The 18,479-nt window shown below is 59.0% G+C and carries 16 protein-coding genes; 9 read left to right on the top strand and 7 right to left on the bottom strand.

Translation table 11 applies throughout. The annotated features are described in order from the left end of the window. Positions 1-43: 43 nt before the first annotated feature. Genes BN1129_RS03570 through BN1129_RS03560 form a run of 3 tightly spaced genes read left to right on the top strand, consistent with a single transcriptional unit; the run spans position 44 to position 2,777 of the window. Entirely contained in the window at positions 44-271 is a 228-nt protein-coding gene (locus BN1129_RS03570) for a FeoA family protein (protein WP_042034533.1), read from the top strand. Next, positions 268-2,538, top strand: coding sequence for a Fe(2+) transporter permease subunit FeoB (gene feoB, locus BN1129_RS03565; protein WP_042034532.1), 2,271 nt, complete (start codon positions 268-270; stop codon positions 2,536-2,538). Before BN1129_RS03570 ends, feoB begins: the two co-directional genes overlap by 4 nt. Continuing rightward, on the top strand, positions 2,535-2,777 hold the full coding sequence (locus BN1129_RS03560) for a FeoC-like transcriptional regulator (RefSeq protein ID WP_042034531.1): 243 nt from the start codon (positions 2,535-2,537) through the stop codon (positions 2,775-2,777). Before feoB ends, BN1129_RS03560 begins: the two co-directional genes overlap by 4 nt. A gap of 163 nt (positions 2,778-2,940) precedes the next feature. Here BN1129_RS03560 and glpK read toward each other — a convergent pair whose 3' ends face one another. Beyond that, positions 2,941-4,443 (bottom strand): glycerol kinase GlpK, encoded by a 1,503-nt coding sequence (gene glpK / locus BN1129_RS03555; RefSeq protein ID WP_042034530.1) that lies wholly within the window; start codon positions 4,441-4,443, stop codon positions 2,941-2,943. A gap of 54 nt (positions 4,444-4,497) precedes the next feature. Further along, positions 4,498-5,346 carry an MIP/aquaporin family protein gene (locus BN1129_RS03550; RefSeq protein ID WP_042034529.1) on the bottom strand — a complete coding sequence of 283 codons (849 nt, stop codon included), beginning with the start codon at positions 5,344-5,346 and terminating at the stop codon, positions 4,498-4,500. Between the two features lie 488 nt (positions 5,347-5,834). Between BN1129_RS03550 and glpT the strand changes: the two genes are divergently transcribed. The 6 genes from glpT to tyrA all read left to right on the top strand — a co-directional run bounded on the left by glpT (position 5,835) and on the right by tyrA (position 13,750). Continuing rightward, entirely contained in the window at positions 5,835-7,193 is a 1,359-nt protein-coding gene (gene glpT, locus BN1129_RS03545; RefSeq protein ID WP_042034528.1) for a glycerol-3-phosphate transporter, read from the top strand. Positions 7,194-7,294: 101 nt separating this feature from the next. Then, entirely contained in the window at positions 7,295-8,053 is a 759-nt protein-coding gene (locus BN1129_RS03540; protein WP_042034527.1) for a DeoR/GlpR family transcriptional regulator, read from the top strand. Positions 8,054-8,383: 330 nt separating this feature from the next. Then, complete coding sequence (glpD, locus tag BN1129_RS03530; protein WP_042034524.1) at positions 8,384-9,871, top strand: glycerol-3-phosphate dehydrogenase; 1,488 nt, start codon at positions 8,384-8,386, stop codon at positions 9,869-9,871. A gap of 106 nt (positions 9,872-9,977) precedes the next feature. Beyond that, complete coding sequence (glpQ, locus tag BN1129_RS03525) at positions 9,978-11,060, top strand: glycerophosphodiester phosphodiesterase (RefSeq protein ID WP_042034523.1); 1,083 nt, start codon at positions 9,978-9,980, stop codon at positions 11,058-11,060. A 350-nt stretch (positions 11,061-11,410) separates the two neighbouring features. Further along, entirely contained in the window at positions 11,411-12,484 is a 1,074-nt protein-coding gene (locus BN1129_RS03520; protein WP_042034522.1) for a 3-deoxy-7-phosphoheptulonate synthase, read from the top strand. A gap of 126 nt (positions 12,485-12,610) precedes the next feature. Further along, positions 12,611-13,750, top strand: coding sequence for a bifunctional chorismate mutase/prephenate dehydrogenase (gene tyrA / locus BN1129_RS03515; RefSeq protein WP_042034521.1), 1,140 nt, complete (start codon positions 12,611-12,613; stop codon positions 13,748-13,750). A 73-nt stretch (positions 13,751-13,823) separates the two neighbouring features. Here tyrA and hdfR read toward each other — a convergent pair whose 3' ends face one another. The 5 genes from hdfR to BN1129_RS03490 form a co-directional block, all read right to left on the bottom strand. Then, complete coding sequence (gene hdfR, locus BN1129_RS03510; protein ID WP_042034520.1) at positions 13,824-14,699, bottom strand: HTH-type transcriptional regulator HdfR; 876 nt, start codon at positions 14,697-14,699, stop codon at positions 13,824-13,826. Next, positions 14,699-15,067, bottom strand: coding sequence for a MaoP family protein (locus BN1129_RS03505; RefSeq protein ID WP_042034519.1), 369 nt, complete (start codon positions 15,065-15,067; stop codon positions 14,699-14,701). The genes hdfR and BN1129_RS03505 overlap by 1 nt, the downstream gene beginning before the upstream one ends. Before the next feature lie 302 nt (positions 15,068-15,369). Further along, positions 15,370-15,852, bottom strand: coding sequence for a serine protease inhibitor ecotin (gene eco, locus BN1129_RS03500; protein ID WP_042034517.1), 483 nt, complete (start codon positions 15,850-15,852; stop codon positions 15,370-15,372). Between the two features lie 500 nt (positions 15,853-16,352). Continuing rightward, entirely contained in the window at positions 16,353-18,203 is a 1,851-nt protein-coding gene (locus tag BN1129_RS03495) for a DUF3413 domain-containing protein (protein ID WP_042034516.1), read from the bottom strand. A gap of 43 nt (positions 18,204-18,246) precedes the next feature. Further along, positions 18,247-18,474: a YejL family protein gene (locus tag BN1129_RS03490; protein ID WP_042034515.1), complete on the bottom strand. Its 228-nt coding sequence runs from the start codon at positions 18,472-18,474 to the stop codon at positions 18,247-18,249. Positions 18,475-18,479: the final 5 nt, after the last annotated feature.

The following is an 18,479-nucleotide window of genomic DNA, read 5'->3' as shown; positions in this document are numbered from 1 at the left end:
CGAGTAAAAGCGAATTATTATTGTTTAACTTCAGGAGTCAGTCATGGTACTCACGCAGTTGTCACCGGGACAGAGTGCTCGCATCAAGAACATGAACCAGTTGACCCGCCCCCTGCGGCGCAAATTGATGGTGATGGGCTTGTTGCCACAGACTGAAGTCATCTATCTGCGATCCGCCCCGCTGGGGGATCCGCTTCAGATCCAGTGTCAGGGGATCTGTCTCTCCATGCAAAAGAGTCTGGCCCAGCAAATCGAGGTCGAACCGGTATGAGTTATTCCCTGGTAACCGTCGGTAATCCCAATAGCGGCAAGACCTCCCTGTTCAACGCCCTGACCGGTGCCCGCCAGCAGGTGGGTAACTGGAGTGGCGTCACCGTCGATAAAAAGATGGGCGAATTTTCCGCCGATGGTCACGACTACAAGCTGATGGACCTGCCCGGCATCTATAGCCTGGCCAATCAGGAAGGGAGCCTGGACGAGCAGATTGCCAGTCGCTTCGTTCAGGGTCAGCAGCCGGACCTGCTGCTCAATGTCATCGATGCCGCCAACCTGGAACGCTCCCTCTATCTCACGCTGCAGTTGCGCGAGCTGGGGCTGCCCATGGTGGTGGTGCTCAACAAGCTGGATATCCTGCAAAAGCGCCGCATCGTTATCGACGAGAGCAGGCTCGGCAAATCCCTCGGTTGCCCGGTGGTTGCCCTCTCTGCGCACAACAGCAAGCAGGTTGCCGCCTTCAAGCAGCAGATCCAGCAGTTCATTGGCCAGCCCCAGCAGGCGCTGCGGCTCGATTACGGTCGCGACCTTGAACACGATCTGGCAGAGCTTGAGACCCTGCTCGCCCCCCATCACCTCACCCCCCGTGGCCGCGCCCTGCGCCTGCTGGAAGAGGATGTGGTGATGCAGGAGACCCTGTTGCCCGGCCAGCAGGCCGCCGCCACTAACGTGGTAGCCCGTGCCCATCATGCCCAGGACATCGATCTGCAACTGGCGGATATCCGCTATGGCCACATTCACCAGTGGGCCGGCCAGGCGTGTCAGCAGAAGGGCAAGCTCACCGTGGCCCAGAGCGAATGGCTGGATCGGGTGATGCTCAACCGCTGGGTTGGCATTCCCTTCTTTCTGCTGGTGATGTACCTGATGTTCATGTTCGCCATCAAGGTGGGCAGCGCTTTCATCGACTTTTTCGACATCATGGGCGGTGCCCTGTTCGTGGATGGCGTGCACCACCTGCTGGGGCTCTTCGGTGCCCCTGATTGGCTGGGGGCCATACTGGCGGATGGCTTCGGCGTCGGCTTGCAGACGGTGGCCACCTTTATCCCGGTGATCGGCTGTCTCTACCTGTTTCTGGCTGTGCTGGAGAGCTCAGGCTATCTGGCCCGGGCCGCCTTCGTGGTGGATGCCCTGATGCGCCGCCTTGGCCTGCCGGGCAAGGCATTTGTGCCCATGCTGATGGGCTTTGGCTGTACCGTGCCGTCGGTGATGGCGACCCGCACCCTCAACTCGGAGCGGGAGCGGCTGATGACCTCGGCCATGGCCCCCTTCATGTCGTGCGGTGCCCGCCTGCCGGTCTACGCCCTGTTTGCGGTGGCTTTCTTCCCCGAATCGGGTCAGAACCTGGTGTTCGGTCTCTACCTCATCGGCATTGTGGTGGCGGTGCTCACCGGCCTGCTGCTGCGCAGCACCCTGCTGCCAGGCAAGAGCGACGCCATGTTGATGGAGATGCCCGATTACGAGTGGCCGCGCCCCATCAACGTGGGGATCAAGACCTGGCAGAAGCTCAAATCCTTCGTGTTCGGCGCCGGTAAAACCATAGTGCTGGTGGTCGCCGTGCTGAGCGTGCTCAACTCGCTGGGCACGGATGGCAGTTTCGGCCACCAGGATCAGGAGAGCTCGGTGCTGAGCAAGATAAGCCAGGCCGTGACCCCGGTGTTGCACCCCATAGGTGTGCGCGATGACAACTGGCAGGCCACAGTGGGTATCGTCACCGGCATCTTCGCCAAAGAGGCGGTGGTCGGCACCCTCAACAGCCTCTACGCGGGCAAGAGCGGTGGTGAGGAGGCGGGCGAGTTCTCGCTGGTGGCCAGCTTCCACGAGGCCGTGGCTGCCGTGACGACCAATCTGGCGGAGATCAACCCGACCGACCCCATGGGGCTTGCCGTTGGCAATCTCGGCGACCAGCAAGCCGCCGCCGACGCGCAGGAGGTCGATGTCTCCACCTACGGCAACATGCAGGCCCACTTCGACGGCGCGGCCGGTGCCTTTGCCTACCTGCTGTTCGTGCTGCTCTACATGCCCTGCGCCGCCGCCATGGGGGCGCTGGTGCGGGAAACCGGTCGTCAGTGGGCGCTCTTGACCGCCGCCTGGTGCAATTACGTGGCCTTTATGTGCGCCACTGTCTTCTATCAGCTTGCAACCTTTACCGCTCATCCCGAGCAGAGCCTGTTCTGGATCGGCAGCTATGGCCTCTCCCTGCTGCTGCTCTGGTGGCTGGGCCGTCGTCACGGCGACATAGTCGCCCGCAAGGTGGTGGCCCTGTGATCCTGCGGGAGCTCGGCGACTATCTCGCCGCACAGCAGAAGGTGAGCCGGCGGGATCTGGCGCGCCACTTCCACACCTCGGAAGATGCGGTGGAGGCCATGCTCGGCGTCTGGATGCGCAAGGGTCGGGTCGCCAAGCGGGAGACCCAGGTGTGCGGCGGCAGCTGCTGCGGCAAGCGTCAGGAGGTGATGTTCGAGTGGTGTGAGCCGGGCCAGATAGGCCTGGTGCAAAAGCGCTGAGCCTGCGCTCTGGTCCGCCTCACTCCATGACAAGGGGACGGGACTGACCGGCGGGTGCCTGCGGTGGTGAATGCCCACTGTGGATATCTGGCTGAATAAAGAAGAGGCCGACATCGCTGTCGGCCTCTTTGTCTTTTCATCTCAGAAGACGTCGGCTGCCCGATTAATCCTCTTCAGCCCAGCGGCGTGAGCGTTCAACCGCTTTTTGCCAGCCGTGGTAGCGCTTGTCGCGATCGGCGTGATCCATCTGCGGGATAAACTCGCGATCCACGCTGAACTTGTCTTCCAGCTCGTCAGAGCTCTTCCAGAAGCCGACGGCCAGACCGGCCAGGAAGGCGGCGCCCATGGCGGTGGTCTCGATGCGGGTCGGACGCACCACCGGGGTGTGCATCATGTCGGACTGGAACTGCATCAGGAAGTCGTTGGCGACGGCGCCACCGTCTACCTTCAGGGCCGCCAGCTTGATGCCGGAGTCCTGCTGCATGGCATCCAGCACATCGCGGCTCTGATAGGCGATGGACTCCAGCGCAGCACGAATGATGTGGTTGCGGTTGGCGCCACGGGTCAGGCCGACCATGGTGCCGCGAGCATAGGGATCCCAGTAGGGGGCGCCCAGACCGACGAAGGCTGGCACCAGATAGACGCCATTGGTGTCACCCACCTTGGAGGCGAAGTAGTCGGTATCGCGGGCATCGTGAATGAGTTTCAGCTCGTCACGCAGCCACTGCACGGTCGCGCCGCCCATAAAGACAGCCCCTTCCAGCGCGTAATTCACTTCCCCTTTCGGGCCAATGGCGACCGTGGTCAGCAGGCCGTTGCTGGAGCGAACCGGCTCTGTGCCGGTGTTCATCAGCAAGAAGCAGCCGGTACCGTAGGTGTTCTTGGCCATCCCTTTTTCGAAGCAGAGCTGGCCAAACAGGGCAGACTGCTGGTCACCGGCAATGCCGGCGATGGGGATACGGGAGCCGCCGCCACGGGTGGTGTAGCCGTACACTTCGGACGAGGGCTTGACCTCTGGCAGCATGGACAAAGGAATGCCCAGCTCGTCCAGCATCTTCTCATCCCACTTCAGATCGCGGATGTTGTAGAGCATGGTACGGGAGGCGTTGGTCGGGTCGGTGACGTGCACTTCGCCGTTGGTCATCTTCCACACCAGCCAGGTGTCTATGGTGCCGAACAGCAGCTCGCCGTTCATCGCCTTCTCGCGGGCACCTTCGACGTTGTCGAGGATCCACTTCACCTTGGTACCGGAGAAGTAGGCATCCAGCACCAGACCGGTGTTCTCGCGCACATACTCTTCCAGGCCACGGGCCTTGAGCTCTTCACAGATGGCGGCGGTGCGGCGGCACTGCCAGACGATGGCGTTGTAGATGGGTTTGCCGGTGGCCTTTTCCCATACCACTGTGGTTTCACGCTGGTTGGTGATGCCGATGGCGGCAATCTCTTCGCTGCGCAGGCCCGTCTTGGCCAGCACTTCGGTGAAGACGGAAGACTGGGTCGCCCAGATCTCCATGGGGTCGTGTTCTACCCAGCCCGCTTTCGGGTAGTGCTGGGTGAATTCGCGCTGGGAGGTGCCGACGATATTGGCATCCTGGTCAAACACGATGGCGCGGGAAGAGGTAGTACCCTGGTCCAGAGCGACGACATATTTTTTTTCAGCAGACATGATGTTCTCCACGTTTTTATTTTCCACGTTTTTACACGTTGGGGAGGGCCGCTCTTATGCGGCGGCCTCTTCGTTGGCGGTTTGGGCAGCTTGCTCGGTGGCGGCAACACGGTTGCCAGGCACACAGGGGGCCAACACTTTCACGTACAGGGCGGTACCAAGCTGGGCACCGACGATGGGGCCAAGGATGGGTACCCAGAAGTAGGGGTTGTCACGACCACCGGTCATGGCCACGTCACCCCAGCCTGCCAGGAAGGCAAACAGTTTGGGGCCGAAATCACGGGCCGGGTTCATGGCAAAACCGGTTAACGGGCCGAGGGAAGCACCGATCACGGCGATCAGGATACCGATCAGCAGGGCGGCGGCGAAGCCTTTGGGGGCACCGTTGTTGTTGTCACCCAGCGCCATGATGCCCAGCATCAGGACGGCGGTGATCACCAGCTCGACCGCGAAGGCTTGCATGTTGGAGAGCAGCGAGTGCGGATAGGTAGAGAAGATGCCAGCGGTGCCAAGGCTCTCGACGCTGCCGCGCACCACGTTGTGGGTCACTTCCCACTGGGTGAACAGGCCGCTATAGAGGAAGTAGACAAGGGCGGCGAAGCAGAAGGCGCCTGCGACTTGAGCGATGATGTAGGGCACCACTTTACGTTTGTCGAACCCGCAGAAGGTCATCAGCGCCAGGGTCACGGCCGGGTTCAGGTGGGCACCTGAAATACCCCCGGTCACATAGATGGCGATGGCGACACCCAGACCCCAGGTAATCGAGATTTCCCATTGTCCGAAGTTGGCGCCTGCCAGCACCAGGGCGGCCACACAACCAACGCCGAAAAATATCAGCAGGCCGGTGCCGATAAATTCGGCGATGCACTCGCCAAGCAGGGTATTGGGTCTTTGTATGCTCATACCGTTATTCCTTATATCTACCCAGAGTAGGTTTGATGTTCTGTTTTGTTGTTTTTTTCAGTCCCATTATTTCGTTGGAAAACGTTTTTCTTGTTTTTTGAGCTGACGCAAACGTTATGCTCGTTTGTGCTCGTTCCAGGACGAGGGAGAAAATAAACCTAAATCGAACATTCACCACCTCCTCCCCGCAGGAAGTGTGGACAAGATCCCACTCATTGCTAAAAAACTGTGACGGAAAGCAAGATGCAGCCATGCTTGTACCACTTAGTGGGTATCTGAAAGCCTTGCTGTATAAGGGATTGCGGCTGATACGCAACTACTCAACTGGCGCTTTCTTTTGTAATAAAACTGCAATATTTGAGCCTCCATCACAGATTAAATGTTCATATATGAGCACAATAGGCTCGCTTTCGAATCAGGACTCCTCTGGTTGGTCAGCATGGACAGGGCACCCTCAACCGCCCACAACAACAATAAGGACGCAGAACATGCTTAGTCTCTTCAGGCCTGCCCCACATATAGACAGGCTCCCGGCCGACAAGGTCGATCCCTTCTACAAACGCATGCGTTGGCAGGTGTTTTTCGGGATCTTCTTCGGTTATGCCGGTTACTATCTGGTACGAAAAAACTTCAGTCTGGCGATGCCTTATCTGATTGAACAGGGGTTCTCCCGCGGCGATCTGGGCCTGGCCCTGTCGGGGGTTTCCATCGCTTATGGTCTGTCCAAGTTCCTGATGGGGAACGTCTCTGACCGCTCCAATGCCCGTTACTTCCTCTCCGCAGGCCTGCTGCTCTCGGCCGGCATCATGTTCATGATGGGGACAGTGCACTGGGCCACCTCCAGCATCGGCATCATGTTTGTGCTCTTGTTCCTGAACGGCTGGGCACAGGGCATGGGCTGGCCGCCCTGCGGTCGCACCATGGTGCACTGGTGGTCACAGAAGGAGCGTGGCGAAGTGGTCGCGGTCTGGAACGTGGCGCACAACGTCGGCGGCGGCATGATAGGCCCATTGTTCATCCTCGGGATGGGCTGGTTCAATGACTGGCGCAGTGCCTTCTATGTGCCGGCGGCTGCGGCGGCTGCCATTGCGGTGATCACCTTCTTCGTGATGCGCGATACCCCGCAATCCGTGGGTCTGCCCCCCATCGAAGAGCACAAGAACGACTATCCGAAGGATTACAACGAAAGCCATGAGCAGGAGTTTTCCGCCAAGGAGATCTTCGTCAAGTACGTGCTGCACAACAAGCTGCTGTGGTATATCGCCATTGCCAACGCCTTCGTTTACCTCATTCGTTACGGCGTGCTGGACTGGGCCCCGACCTACCTGAAAGAGGCCAAGGACTTCAGTGTCGATAACTCCTCCTGGGCTTACTTCCTGTACGAGTGGGCCGGTATTCCGGGCACCCTGCTGTGCGGCTGGATCTCGGACAAGCTGTTCCAGGGTCGCCGTGCCCCGGCCGGTATCCTGTTCATGGTGCTGGTGACCGTTGCCGTACTGGTTTACTGGTTCAACCCGGCTGGCAACCCGACCATCGACATGATGGCACTGGTGGCCATCGGCTTCCTGATCTACGGTCCCGTCATGCTGATCGGCCTCTATGCGCTTGAGCTGGCACCGAAGAAAGCAGCCGGTACTGCGGCAGGTTTCACCGGGCTGTTCGGTTATCTGGGCGGCGCCGTGGCAGCCAACGCCATGCTGGGCTACACGGTTGACCACTTCGGTTGGGATGGTGGCTTCATGGTGCTGACCGCGTCTTGCGTGCTCTCCATCATTTTGCTGGCCATGACCCTCAAGCATGAGAACATTGCCGTCGCGGCCAAGAAAGCGGCTGCCGATAGGGCATAAAACGTGATCCTGCCCTTATCGATCCGAAAAGGGATCAGGTAAACTGCAAAAGGCCCCGCATCTGCCGGGGCCTTTTTTCGTCCCATCATCGGAGTGCAAGCGTGAAGCAAACCCAACGACATCTGGAGATCCTGGACGTCCTGACGCGGCAGGGCTTTGTCTCGACCGAGGATCTGGTGACCCACTTTGACGTCAGCCCCCAGACCATTCGCCGGGATCTGAATGATCTTGCCGAACAGAACAAGATCCGGCGCCATCATGGTGGTGCCTCCCTGCATTCGAGTACCGTCAATACCGCCTACAGTGCCCGTAAAGTGATGCAGCTCAAGGAGAAAGAGCGTATCGCCCGCGAAGTGGCCGCCAACATTCCCGACGGTTCGTCGCTCTTTATCGACATAGGCACCACCACAGAAGCCATCGCCCGTGCCCTGCTGGATCACCGTGAGCTGCGGGTTGTCACCAACAACCTCAACGTGGCCAGCATTCTGACGGCCAAGGATGACTTCACCGTCATCATCGCCGGTGGCGAGATCCGCAACCGGGATGGCGGCATAGTGGGGGAGGCGACCCGCGATTTCATCGGCCAGTTCCGCATGGACTACGGTGTCATCGGTATCTCGGGCATCGACAATGACGGCTCCCTGCTCGATTTTGACTATCACGAGGTGAAGATTGCCCAAGCCATCATCGCCCACTCCCGTCAGGTGTTTCTGGCCGCCGACCACACCAAGTTTGGTCGCAATGCCATGGTCAATCTGGGCAATCTCAACCAGATCCACGCCCTGTTCACTGATCAGGAGCCGCCCGAGAAGCTCATGCGGTTGATGTCCCAGCATCAGATCGCGTGCCACATCTGCTGAGTTGCCCCCGCACTGGTATCAGGCCGCCGCACCGGCGGCCGCTTCTTTTCCGCTTCCTCCTCCTCTCTGTTTGCACACCCTGCGCTTGCATTCTGGATGCCCCGCGTCTTGGATGCCCACGGGCATGAGCGCGATCTCGCGCCCCCTTTTTTGCCAGCCAGCCCCTTGCTGACACCCTGATCACCGACGGCCCGCATTTTTAGCATTGCCATAACCATCGCGATCACATTTTCTCCATAAAATGTTCGTTTATCATTTTTTCATGCTCTAATATGAGCGAAATCAAACATTGCTGTCATGGCAACACAAAATAAGAAAGAGTAGGTGAACATGAGCGAACATTATGATCTGGTCGTCGTTGGCGGCGGCATCAATGGGGTGGGCATTGCGGCTGATGCAGCGGGTCGGGGTCTGAAGGTTGCCCTGTTCGAGGCGCAAGATCTCGCCTCTGCCACCTCTTCCAATTCCAGCAAGCTGATCCACGGTGGCTTGCGTTACCTCGAACATTACGAATTCCGGCTGGTAAAAGAGGCGTTGGCGGAGCGGGAAGTGCTGCTCGGCATGGCCCCCCATATCGCCCGTCCCATGCGCTTTCGGCTGCCCCATCGCCCGCACCTGCGTCCGGCCTGGATGATCCGCGCCGGTCTGTTCCTGTATGACAACCTGGCCAAGCGCGACAAGCTCAAGGGCAGCTGTGGCCTGCGCTTCCTGCCGCAAGACGGCCTGAAGAGCGGTATCAACAAGGGCTTCGAATATTCGGATGCCTGGGTCGATGATGCTCGCCTAGTGGTGCTCAATGCCATGATGGCCCGGGACAAGGGTGCCGATGTGCAGACCCGTACCCGCTGCATCAAGGCGGTGCGTGGCTCCAAGCACTGGACCCTGACCCTGGAGCGGGAAGGGGGCGAACAGTTCACCGTCACCTGCCGTGGTCTGGTCAATGCGGCCGGTCCCTGGGTCAAGACCTTCTATGACGAGAGCCTGCACGAGAAATCTCCCCGTGGCATTCGCCTTATCAAGGGCAGCCACATCATAGTGCCGCGCATCCATGAGCGCGAAGAGGCCTATATCCTGCAAAACGAGGACAACCGTATCGTCTTCGTCATCCCCTATCAGCAGGACTACTCGCTGATTGGCACCACGGACGTGGAGCATCACGGCAGTCCGCGCGAAGCCAGGATCAGCGACGCCGAGATAAGCTACCTCTGCAAGGTGGTCAACGCCCACTTCACTCGCCAGATCGCCCCGAAAGATGTGATCTGGACCTATGCCGGGGTGCGCCCGCTGTGCGATGACGAGTCCGACTCCCCCCAGGCGGTGACCCGCGACTACACCCTCGAGCTCTCCGGCGAATCCGACGGTGCGCCGCTGCTCTCGGTGTTTGGCGGCAAGCTCACCACTTATCGCAAGCTGGCCCAGGCCGCCTGTAACAAGCTCAAACCCTGGTTCAGCCAGATGGGCGAAGATTGGACCGCGAGCAGCCGTCTGCCCGGTGGTGAGTTCGACTGCTCCACCACCGAGTTGGCCCGCGCTTACATGCTCGAATTTGACTGGCTGGATGAGCGCAATGCCCGCCGTATCGCGGAAGCCTATGGCAGCCATGCTCGCCTCTGGCTGCACGAGGAGCGCGGTCAGCACTTTGGCGCCGGTTTGTACGAGTCGGAAGTGCGTTATCTGATGAGCCGCGAGTGGGCCCATTCGATGGAAGACATACTGTGGCGCCGCAGCAAGCTGGGGCTGCGCCTGTCCGATACCGAGCAGCTGCAACTGCACGTCTGGCTGGAGCAACACCAGCACGCCCTGCTCAAGGCCAGCTGATTGATGAAGAGACGGGCGGCCCCTTGGCCGCCCGCCGTTAAACTGCAATAAACCTCTGTTATAACAATAACCTACATCCAATACACAATAACAAAGAGCACCGCGCATGAAAAAACTCTCTCTCTCCCTGATCGCCCTTGGCCTGGGGGGCGCCCTCGCATTGCCTGCCCTGGCTGCCGATGAAGGTAAAATCGTGATTGCCCACCGTGGCGCGTCCGGCTATCTGCCCGAGCATACCCTGGAGTCCAAGGCGCTGGCCTATGGCATGGGGGCCGACTATCTGGAGCAGGATCTGGTGATGACCAAGGATGACCAGCTGGTGGTGATGCACGATCACTTCCTCGATGGCATCACGGACGTGGCCGAGCGTTTCCCCGGTCGGGTCCGTCCGGACGGACGCTACTATGTGGTGGACTTCACCCTGGACGAGGTGCGCTCCCTGCGCATGACGGAGCCGTTCCAGCTGGTGGATGGCAAGCAGGTGCCCGTTTATCCGGCCCGCTTCCCGCTGTGGAAGTCCAGCTTCAAGATCCACACCTTCCAGGAAGAGATAGAGATGATCCAGGGGCTCAACAAGAGCACTGGCAAGCACATTGGCATCTACCCGGAGATCAAGGCCCCCTGGCTGTTTCGCCACGAAGGCAAAGATATCTCCAAGGCGGTGCTGAACGTACTCAAGGAGTACGGCTACACAGGGAAGGATGACAAGGTCTACCTGCAGAGCTTCGATGCCGACGAGCTCAAGCGCATCAACAGCGAGCTGATGCCGGCCATGGGCATGGACTTGAAACTGGTGCAGCTGATGGCCGAGACCGACTGGAACGAGACCATGGTCTATGATGCCAAGGGCAAGGCAACCCCTTATGACTATGACTGGATGTTCAAGCCGGGCGCCATGAAGACCATCGCCAGCTATGCCGAAGGGATAGGCCCCTGGAAGCCGATGATAGTCACAGAGCCGGGCATCCTGGGCAAACCTGTGTTTACCCATATGGTGAAAGAGGCCCATGCCGCCGGTCTCAAGGTACATCCTTATACCTTCCGTCAGGATGAAGGCCAGATCCCGGCCTATGCCAAGGACTTCAGTGATCTGCTCAACATCTTCCTCTATCAGGCCGATGTGGACGGGGTGTTCAGCGATTTCCCGGACAAGGCGGTCGAAGTCATCAAGGCACACGGCAAACCATAACTGCAGAGCAAGACGCGAACGCAAGCGGGGCCAGGTGCCCCGCTTTTTTATAACATGGAGGCAAGCGCTGGGGTGGGATGGTGGTTGAGCAGCGCTGACAGCCGCATTGGGGTGTAACTATAGGTTTACGATTTTTGGCGATTAAGGACCTGTTATCCGCGACTTTCTGGCTGTTTAGGTCACCGCGCTGGTCGATTATCCACCTATCAGGCAGTTTAACCGCTAGTTTCACTTGATTGTTTGTTTTTCCTTGGTAAGGTGAGGGCGGTTGCGTAACAATGTGCTGACTTGTGTAAACAAAAAGATACGACCAGTGCAATTGGCTTAAAAACGGTAGAGAGAATGAGATCATGCAAAGAGACCCCCTGAACAACATCCATATCCAGTCCGAACAAGTGATGATCACGCCTGCCCAGCTCAAGGAGAAGCTACCCATCTCCGACCAGGCGCTGGCATTCGTGCAAGGGGCCCGTACCACCATCGCCGACATCATTCACCGCCGCGATCACCGCCTGCTGGTGATCTGTGGTCCCTGCTCCATTCACGACATGGACGCCGCCAAAGAGTACGCAACCAGACTCAAAGCGCTGCATGACGCTTATCAGGACTCTCTCTACATTGTCATGCGGGTCTACTTTGAGAAGCCACGCACCACGGTCGGCTGGAAAGGCTTTATCAACGATCCGAATCTGGATGGCACCTTCGATGTGGAGTTGGGGCTGCACCGGGCCCGCGAGCTGCTCTGCTGGCTGGCGGAGCTGGAATTGCCGCTGGCGACCGAGGCACTCGACCCCATCAGCCCGCAATACCTGGCGGAGCTCTTCTCCTGGTCAGCTATTGGCGCCCGTACCACCGAATCCCAGACTCACAGGGAGATGGCATCCGGCCTCTCCATGCCGGTGGGCTTCAAGAACGGCACCGACGGCAACCTGGGTACCGCCATCAATGCGCTGCAGGCGGCCTCCAGCCCCCACGCCTTCATGGGGATCAACCAGCAGGGTCAGGTCGCCTTGCTGCAGACCCAGGGCAACCCGGATGGTCACGTGATCCTGCGCGGCGGCAAGCATCCCAACTACGACTCGGTCAATGTGTCGCTGGCAGAAGAGGCGCTGGAGAAAGCGGGCCTGCTGCCCGGTCTGGTGGTGGATTGCAGCCACGGCAACTCCAGCAAGGATCACCGTTTGCAGCCCAAGGTGGCCGACAACGTGATCCACCAGATCCAGGAGGGCAACCGCTCCATCATCGGGGTGATGCTCGAATCCCACCTGTTCGAGGGCAACCAGTCCAGCGAGCAGCCCAAGCAGCAGATGCGCTACGGGGTCTCCATCACCGATGCCTGCATCGACTGGGACACCACAGCGACCCTGCTAGCCCGCTGCCACAACCAGCTGGTTGAACCTCTCAAGGGCAGAACTGCACGGTAAGCCGTGGTATCTTGTCGTAACCTATTGAACAATCTGGGTATCACCGCACGTGGCATCACGCCGTGATACTTTGTTGCCTCTTGAATTTCAGGGTGCCGCTGCCCGCGGCGCCGGCAGGGACTGGATATGGCTGAAGAGTTGAATGCCCTCAGGGACAAAATCGATGTGGTGGACAGGCAGCTGATCGATCTGCTGGCCGCCCGTCTGGCCCTGGTGGGAGAAGTGGGTGAGGTAAAGAGCCGCTACGGCCTGCCCATCTATGCACCGGACAGGGAGGCAAGCATGCTGGCTCGCCGCCGCGCCGAGGCCGAACTGCTGGGAGTGCCCGGCGATCTCATCGAAGATGTGCTGCGCCGGGTGATGCGTGAATCCTACATTCTCGAATCGGCCAGCGAAAAAGATAACCACTTCAAATGCATGAAGCCGGACCTTGGCAAGGTGGTCATCATCGGCGGCCAGGGCCAGCTGGGCCGGCTGTTCGGTCACATGTTCGGCCTCTCCGGCTACCGGGTCGAGACCCTCGAACAAGCAGATTGGCCAAGGGCTGACGCTATCCTGGCTGATGCGGGTCTGGTGATGGTGGCAGTGCCCATCGACATCACCTGCCAGATCATCGACCGACTCGGCAACTTGCCCGTCGATTGCTTGCTGGTGGATGTCACCAGCGTCAAGAGTGAGCCGCTTGCCCATATGTTGGCGGTACACCAAGGGCCCGTGCTGGGGCTGCACCCCATGTTCGGACCGGATGTGGCCAGCCTCGCCAAGCAGGTGATCGTGTGCTGTCAGGGCCGTGACGCGGCCGCCAGTCAGTGGTTGCTGGATCAGATGACCATTTGGGGCGCCCGCTTGCAGCAGGTGGAAGCCAAGGCTCACGATGAGGCCATGACTCTCATTCAGGCGCTGCGCCACTTCGCCACCTTTGCCTACGGTTGGCACCTCTCGCAAGAGAGTGCCAATCTGGATCGCCTGCTGAGCCTGAGCTCCCCCATCTACCGGCTGGAGCTGGCCATGGTGGGGCGGCTGTTCGCTCAGGACCCGGAACTCTATGCCGACATCATATTGTCGTCACCGCAGAATCTGGCGATGATCCGCCGCTACTACCAGAACTTTGGCGAGGTGCTGGGGCTGCTGGAGCGGGGGGACAGGGCCGGATTTATCGACGCCTTCTCACAGGTCTCCGGTTTCTTCGGCGAACACGCCGACCAGTTCCTGCGCGAGAGCCGCATGTTGCTGGCCCAGGCCAACGACCGCCGCCAGCACGGCTGATGCGATTGCACATAAGCATCATAGAGAAGGGGCCTATTCGGCCCCTTTTCTGTCTGTGTTATCCGCCCTGAGGTTATTCAGGCTGCGGCAGGCGCAGATCGGCGCCATCCCAACCGAGTGGCAGGGTCAGCAGTTGATCGATCAGCTCCCGGCGATCGGATTTCTCCAGATAGGCGAGGTAGAGCGGACGGCTCAGTGGCTGGCCTCCCTCCACCAGATGCAGCAGTCCCTGCTCCAGGAAGGGGCTCACCATTCGCCGTGGCAGATAGGCGGCACCGCCATTGGCCAGCACGAACTGCAGCGCCATGCTGGCGGAGCTCGAGTGCAGTACAGGTGTCTTTTGCAGGCTCTGCAAGCGGCTGGGTTGCGGCTCGAAGCTAGTGCCCCAGTCGAGGTGAATGTGGGGCATCTGCATCAGGCTGTCGGCGCTGGCGGCACCATCCCGGCTCACCAGCTCGAACACCAGCTCACCGATGGGGTGCAGGGCAATCTCGTCAATCTTGGTTGGCTCGGAGAGCAGGGCCAAGTCGAGGGAGCGCTCCAGCAACTGGCGGCACAGGTGCTCGCGCGAGGCGGTTTCGAGCCGCACGGCGAGGCCGGGAGCCAGCGCATAGACGTGATTGAGCCAGTCGTTGAAATCGAGCTCCCAGAACACGGCGGGCGCGCCTATGGCGAGCTGTTGACTGAAACCGGGGGAGAGCGCTACGTCCTGCTTGGCCCGACCCAGGGTATGCAAGATAGCATCTGCATAGGGCAGCAGACGTTCACCGGACGCGGTCAGGCGGATGTTGTTGCGATGACGGGCAAACAGACTGACCCCGAGTTGCTGCTCGAGCTGGCGGATCCGAAAGCTCACCGCCGACTGGGTCAGGTAGAGATTCTCAGCAGCCCGGCCAAAGTGCCGGGTCTTGCTGACCTCGATAAAGGTCCGAAGCAGTTCGGTATCCATTAATCGATGGACTCGTCGCTGCCGCCGCCACTGCCATTGCCACCTTCAAATCCACCGCCACCGGTTTCCTCGTTGGCGCCACCCGCGACTGTGCACAGACGATGCACGCGCTTGGGACCTATCACCTTCAGATATTTGAACCACACCTTGGCATGGGGGTTGCTGCCGGCAGAGCCAGATTTGATTTGTTCGAGAAAGGCGCTTTCTATGTCATCGCGCGGCGTCAGGTTGCCCTGATAGAGCGCCAGCATGGCGGTGCCGTATTTTTCCAGACTGTCCGCTTCGGCCACAGTGAATTCGCCACTGCGACGCAGGCCACGGGGAAAATGTTTGAAGTCGTTGAAACGCTTGTCGGATTCGAAGCTCATAGTGCTCTTTTTCTGGTTAGTTTGACCTTTGCGGGCAAGTATCATCAGGCTGTCGCAGAGTGCAAAATCAATTTTTTCACTATATGGATAAATTTCTTTAATCGAAAGTGATTTATCCATGATCCAATGGGCATGCAGGGGAAGCAGAAGCAAAAAAGTGAGAAAAAAAGCGGAGTTATGTCAGGTTCTATAAAGGTTTGGTGGGTAGGTAGACGATTTTTTGGTTAAAAATAAAGCGCCGTTTGGCGCTCTATTTTGCATCATTCATGAACCAACGTAGGAAATTTGGTCTCGATAGATGCTTACTCTATCATGGCTGGCTGGGCCAGGTTGTCGGCACGCCACAGACGGTAGCGCACTTCATACTCCTGCGGGACGTAGAGCACGAACGGCAGCTTGGAGTTGTAGTTCACGAAGAAGCCCTGACCATAGATCTGGACGAAGGTCTCTTTCTTCTGGGCATCCGGGCAGGCCATCAGGGTGCTGATGGGATCGGAAACCTTATCGAGCATCAGGTAGTTGTAGCCCCAGCCCTTGACGCTGTGCTGTTCCAGATTGCCGGCGAAGCGCGGCACATTGCAATCGACCATCATTTTCTTGCCGACCTGCAACTCGACCATCATGTCGGCTTCATTCTCGACTTCTGGCAGGCGGATGACGACACGTTCCTGGTTTACTTCGGCGGCCGGGAACATGCTGATATCAAATTTTTTCGGTTCGGCGGCGAAGGCATGGCCGCCCAGCAACAAGGCGCCCAGCAGGCTAAAACGCAATACGGTTTTCATCTGTACCTCATGGGGTTGGTTCAACGCCGCTAGACTAACCGCTCTGCCCGTTTCATGCCAGCGATCTGCGGTGCAAATCATGCTGGATCCGGCACAGGATGACGTGTTTTGGTTGTTTTCTGACAGGGTGCACACTCCTTGTGCGCCTCACCGGCCAGGGGCTGGGGTAGCCGGCACCGGGCCCTGTTTTTCAGCTGCATCCCCTGCCCACCCCTGTGCAATCAGCGTATCAAGAGGAGCTGTTTGGCCGAGACGCCGGGTGCCCGCTTGCCTTGGGTATTCATAGTACTCGCGGTACTCGCGCCCGGCCTGACAGGCCTTGAGCAGAGGGGGAGCCCCCTCGTCCAAAGAGACTGCTCCGCGCTACCGTGGGGTTGCTTTGCAGCAGGTGGGGCCGATTAGCGATGAGTGCGGAGCTGTTCTCTCTTTGGCTGTGCTGGCGCAGACGCAATAAAAAGCCCGCTGCGAGAGCGGGCTGTTCATGGCGGGTTGGCTTGGCCTCAGGGGGCGCGATAGAAGCGGTTTAGCTCATTCATCACCTGGATCATGACGCCCATGTCGGGGGTGTCGTGCTTGATGGGACGGTAGCTGTCGCGCTCCAGCAACTCGAAGTCACCCTGCTTGTTGAAGTGGGTGATGGTGTTGTCCTGATAGATGGCAAAGTCGCGCTGATCTCCCGCCAGCACCCAGTTGCGCGGGCTGGTGTCGAACAGGTTGCGGCCTATGCTGTAGTCCCGCGCCGGATTGCGTACCCCCAGCATGTTTTGCATCAGGGTCGGCACCAGATCCACATGACTGCTAGCCTGGCTCAGCGGCAGGGTGTCATTGCCCGGCCAGGCCAGCACGAAGGGCACCTGCACCTGGTAGGGTGAGTAGTTGGTGCCATAGCCCCAGCTGTTGCTCTGGGTTTCGTTGAACTCCTGACCGTGGTTGGCGGTGATGACGACTATGGTCTGCTCATTGAGCCCCTGTTGTTGCAACTGGGTCAGCATCTGCTCCAGCAACTGATCGGTATAGAAGACGGTGTTCTTGTAGCGATTTTCCAGCTTTTGCAGGTTCTCGGTCTGATAGGCGGTGGCCGGATTGAACTTGGTCAGCTCGGGCTGGAAGGGTCCCTTGATGTTGGCTGGCAGCTGGTAATCACCCGGGCTTGACAGATAGACCAGCGAGAACCAGGGCCTGTCCGGTGAACGCTTGGCAAGCCACTGCTGCCAGTCGTCGATCAGCTGTCTGTCATCGGTCTGCTCTGAGACAAATACCTGCTTGCGCAGGCCCGAGAGTATGCTCTGGCGATACTTCTGGGCATCGTCCAGCGCGCCGAACAGACCAAATTGGTAGTCCTGGCGCAACATCTCGTCGAACAGTACCGGCGGCGTTTTGTCGTTGCGAATGTCGTCGTAATAGTGGCCGGGCAGGCCATAGAAGAGGCTGAACATCCCCATCACATCATTGTTGCCGCCACTCATGTGGTTGGCAAAGTGGAGGTGCTGATCCGCATAGCGCTGCAGATTGGGCATGTTGATGTTGTTGAGCATGTCGGCCCGCAGCGAGTCTACCACCACGATCAACAGATTCTTGTGCTCGACGGGAGCATTGACGCTGAGCGGACGCAGCGGGTAGCGCAAGCGGCTCGCGCGGTCGCCATCCTGGGATTCGGCCTGCTTCTCGTACTGATCCAGATCCAGCCAGCCGTGTTTGGCCAGGAAACTCTTGGCGGTCATGGGGTAGGAGAGGGGGAAGTTGGCACGTTGCATCGTGATGGGCTGATACAGGGTGGCATCAGCCCAGCTGTTGACCACGTGGGTCAGAATGAAGCAGACCAGCAGGGCCAACCCCACCTGATTGCCATACTGGCGGCGTTTGCGCTTGTTGATCTTGCGCCACACATAGGCCGACAGCAGCAGTTGCAGCAGAAAGATGGTCGGCACCGCCACGAAGATGATGCTCCAGATCGAGCCCTCCTCGGTTTGGGCCTGATCCAGCAGCAGCTGCCATACCTGACCGTTCAAGTGGAACTTGAACAGCTGGAACACCTGGGTGTCGATGAGCAGCAGCACCTGCGCCAGGGTGGCAATGATGGCCGAAATGAAGCGCAGCGCCTTCTCGTTGGGCAGCACGAAGGTCAGGGGGAACACTGTCAACAGGTAGGTGACAAAGCTCAGAAACGAGAAGTGGCCTATCCAGCTGATGATGAGATAGGTCACGCCGAGCGTGCTCGATGGCCAGCTGATCGCCCCCAGATAGCGGGTGGCAATCAGCATGGCCAGGATGATGTTGAAGAAGGAGAACCAATGCCCCCAGGTGATCAGGCGAGAGACATTATCACGATAGGGGTTGCCGGTTTCGACCATAGTGATCCATCTGCGTTGAGAAACGTCAAAAAAAAGCGGCGATTCAGTGTGCGTCGTGGCGATTGTCGACCGAGGAAGTCAGTGCCTGGACAAATTTTTCAGTGATCGCCTGGCGTTGTGCCGGGGCCATGCCGTTGATGATATTGGTGGTCACGTTACCCAGCACCATCAGGCTGAGGTCGACTGGCGCTTTGTGCTTTTCCAGTACTGTGATCAGGTCATTCATCAGGTCATCAAATTGCTGGTTTGTGTACTTTGATACGATGGGCATAATCT

It is taken from the genome of Aeromonas popoffii (genome assembly GCF_000820025.1).
Classification (GTDB): domain Bacteria; phylum Pseudomonadota; class Gammaproteobacteria; order Enterobacterales; family Aeromonadaceae; genus Aeromonas; species Aeromonas popoffii.
Note: the sequence above shows the minus strand (reverse complement) of the source record. Positions and strands in the feature narration are given on the sequence as shown.

What these genes read in the sequence shown, in the direction of transcription:
- glpK (WP_042034530.1), bottom strand. Translation starts at nt 4,443, where the DNA reads ATGTCTGCTGAAAAAAAATATGTCGTCGCTCTGGACCAGGGTACTACC.
- BN1129_RS03520 (WP_042034522.1), top strand. Translation starts at nt 11,411, where the DNA reads ATGCAAAGAGACCCCCTGAACAACATCCATATCCAGTCCGAACAAGTG.
- glpT (WP_042034528.1), top strand. Translation starts at nt 5,835, where the DNA reads ATGCTTAGTCTCTTCAGGCCTGCCCCACATATAGACAGGCTCCCGGCC.
- BN1129_RS03570 (WP_042034533.1), top strand. Translation starts at nt 44, where the DNA reads ATGGTACTCACGCAGTTGTCACCGGGACAGAGTGCTCGCATCAAGAAC.
- BN1129_RS03550 (WP_042034529.1), bottom strand. Translation starts at nt 5,346, where the DNA reads ATGAGCATACAAAGACCCAATACCCTGCTTGGCGAGTGCATCGCCGAA.
- feoB (WP_042034532.1), top strand. Translation starts at nt 268, where the DNA reads ATGAGTTATTCCCTGGTAACCGTCGGTAATCCCAATAGCGGCAAGACC.
- eco (WP_042034517.1), bottom strand. Translation starts at nt 15,852, where the DNA reads ATGAAAACCGTATTGCGTTTTAGCCTGCTGGGCGCCTTGTTGCTGGGC.
- BN1129_RS03505 (WP_042034519.1), bottom strand. Translation starts at nt 15,067, where the DNA reads ATGAGCTTCGAATCCGACAAGCGTTTCAACGACTTCAAACATTTTCCC.
- hdfR (WP_042034520.1), bottom strand. Translation starts at nt 14,699, where the DNA reads ATGGATACCGAACTGCTTCGGACCTTTATCGAGGTCAGCAAGACCCGG.
- glpD (WP_042034524.1), top strand. Translation starts at nt 8,384, where the DNA reads ATGAGCGAACATTATGATCTGGTCGTCGTTGGCGGCGGCATCAATGGG.
- glpQ (WP_042034523.1), top strand. Translation starts at nt 9,978, where the DNA reads ATGAAAAAACTCTCTCTCTCCCTGATCGCCCTTGGCCTGGGGGGCGCC.
- tyrA (WP_042034521.1), top strand. Translation starts at nt 12,611, where the DNA reads ATGGCTGAAGAGTTGAATGCCCTCAGGGACAAAATCGATGTGGTGGAC.
- BN1129_RS03495 (WP_042034516.1), bottom strand. Translation starts at nt 18,203, where the DNA reads ATGGTCGAAACCGGCAACCCCTATCGTGATAATGTCTCTCGCCTGATC.
- BN1129_RS03490 (WP_042034515.1), bottom strand. Translation starts at nt 18,474, where the DNA reads ATGCCCATCGTATCAAAGTACACAAACCAGCAATTTGATGACCTGATG.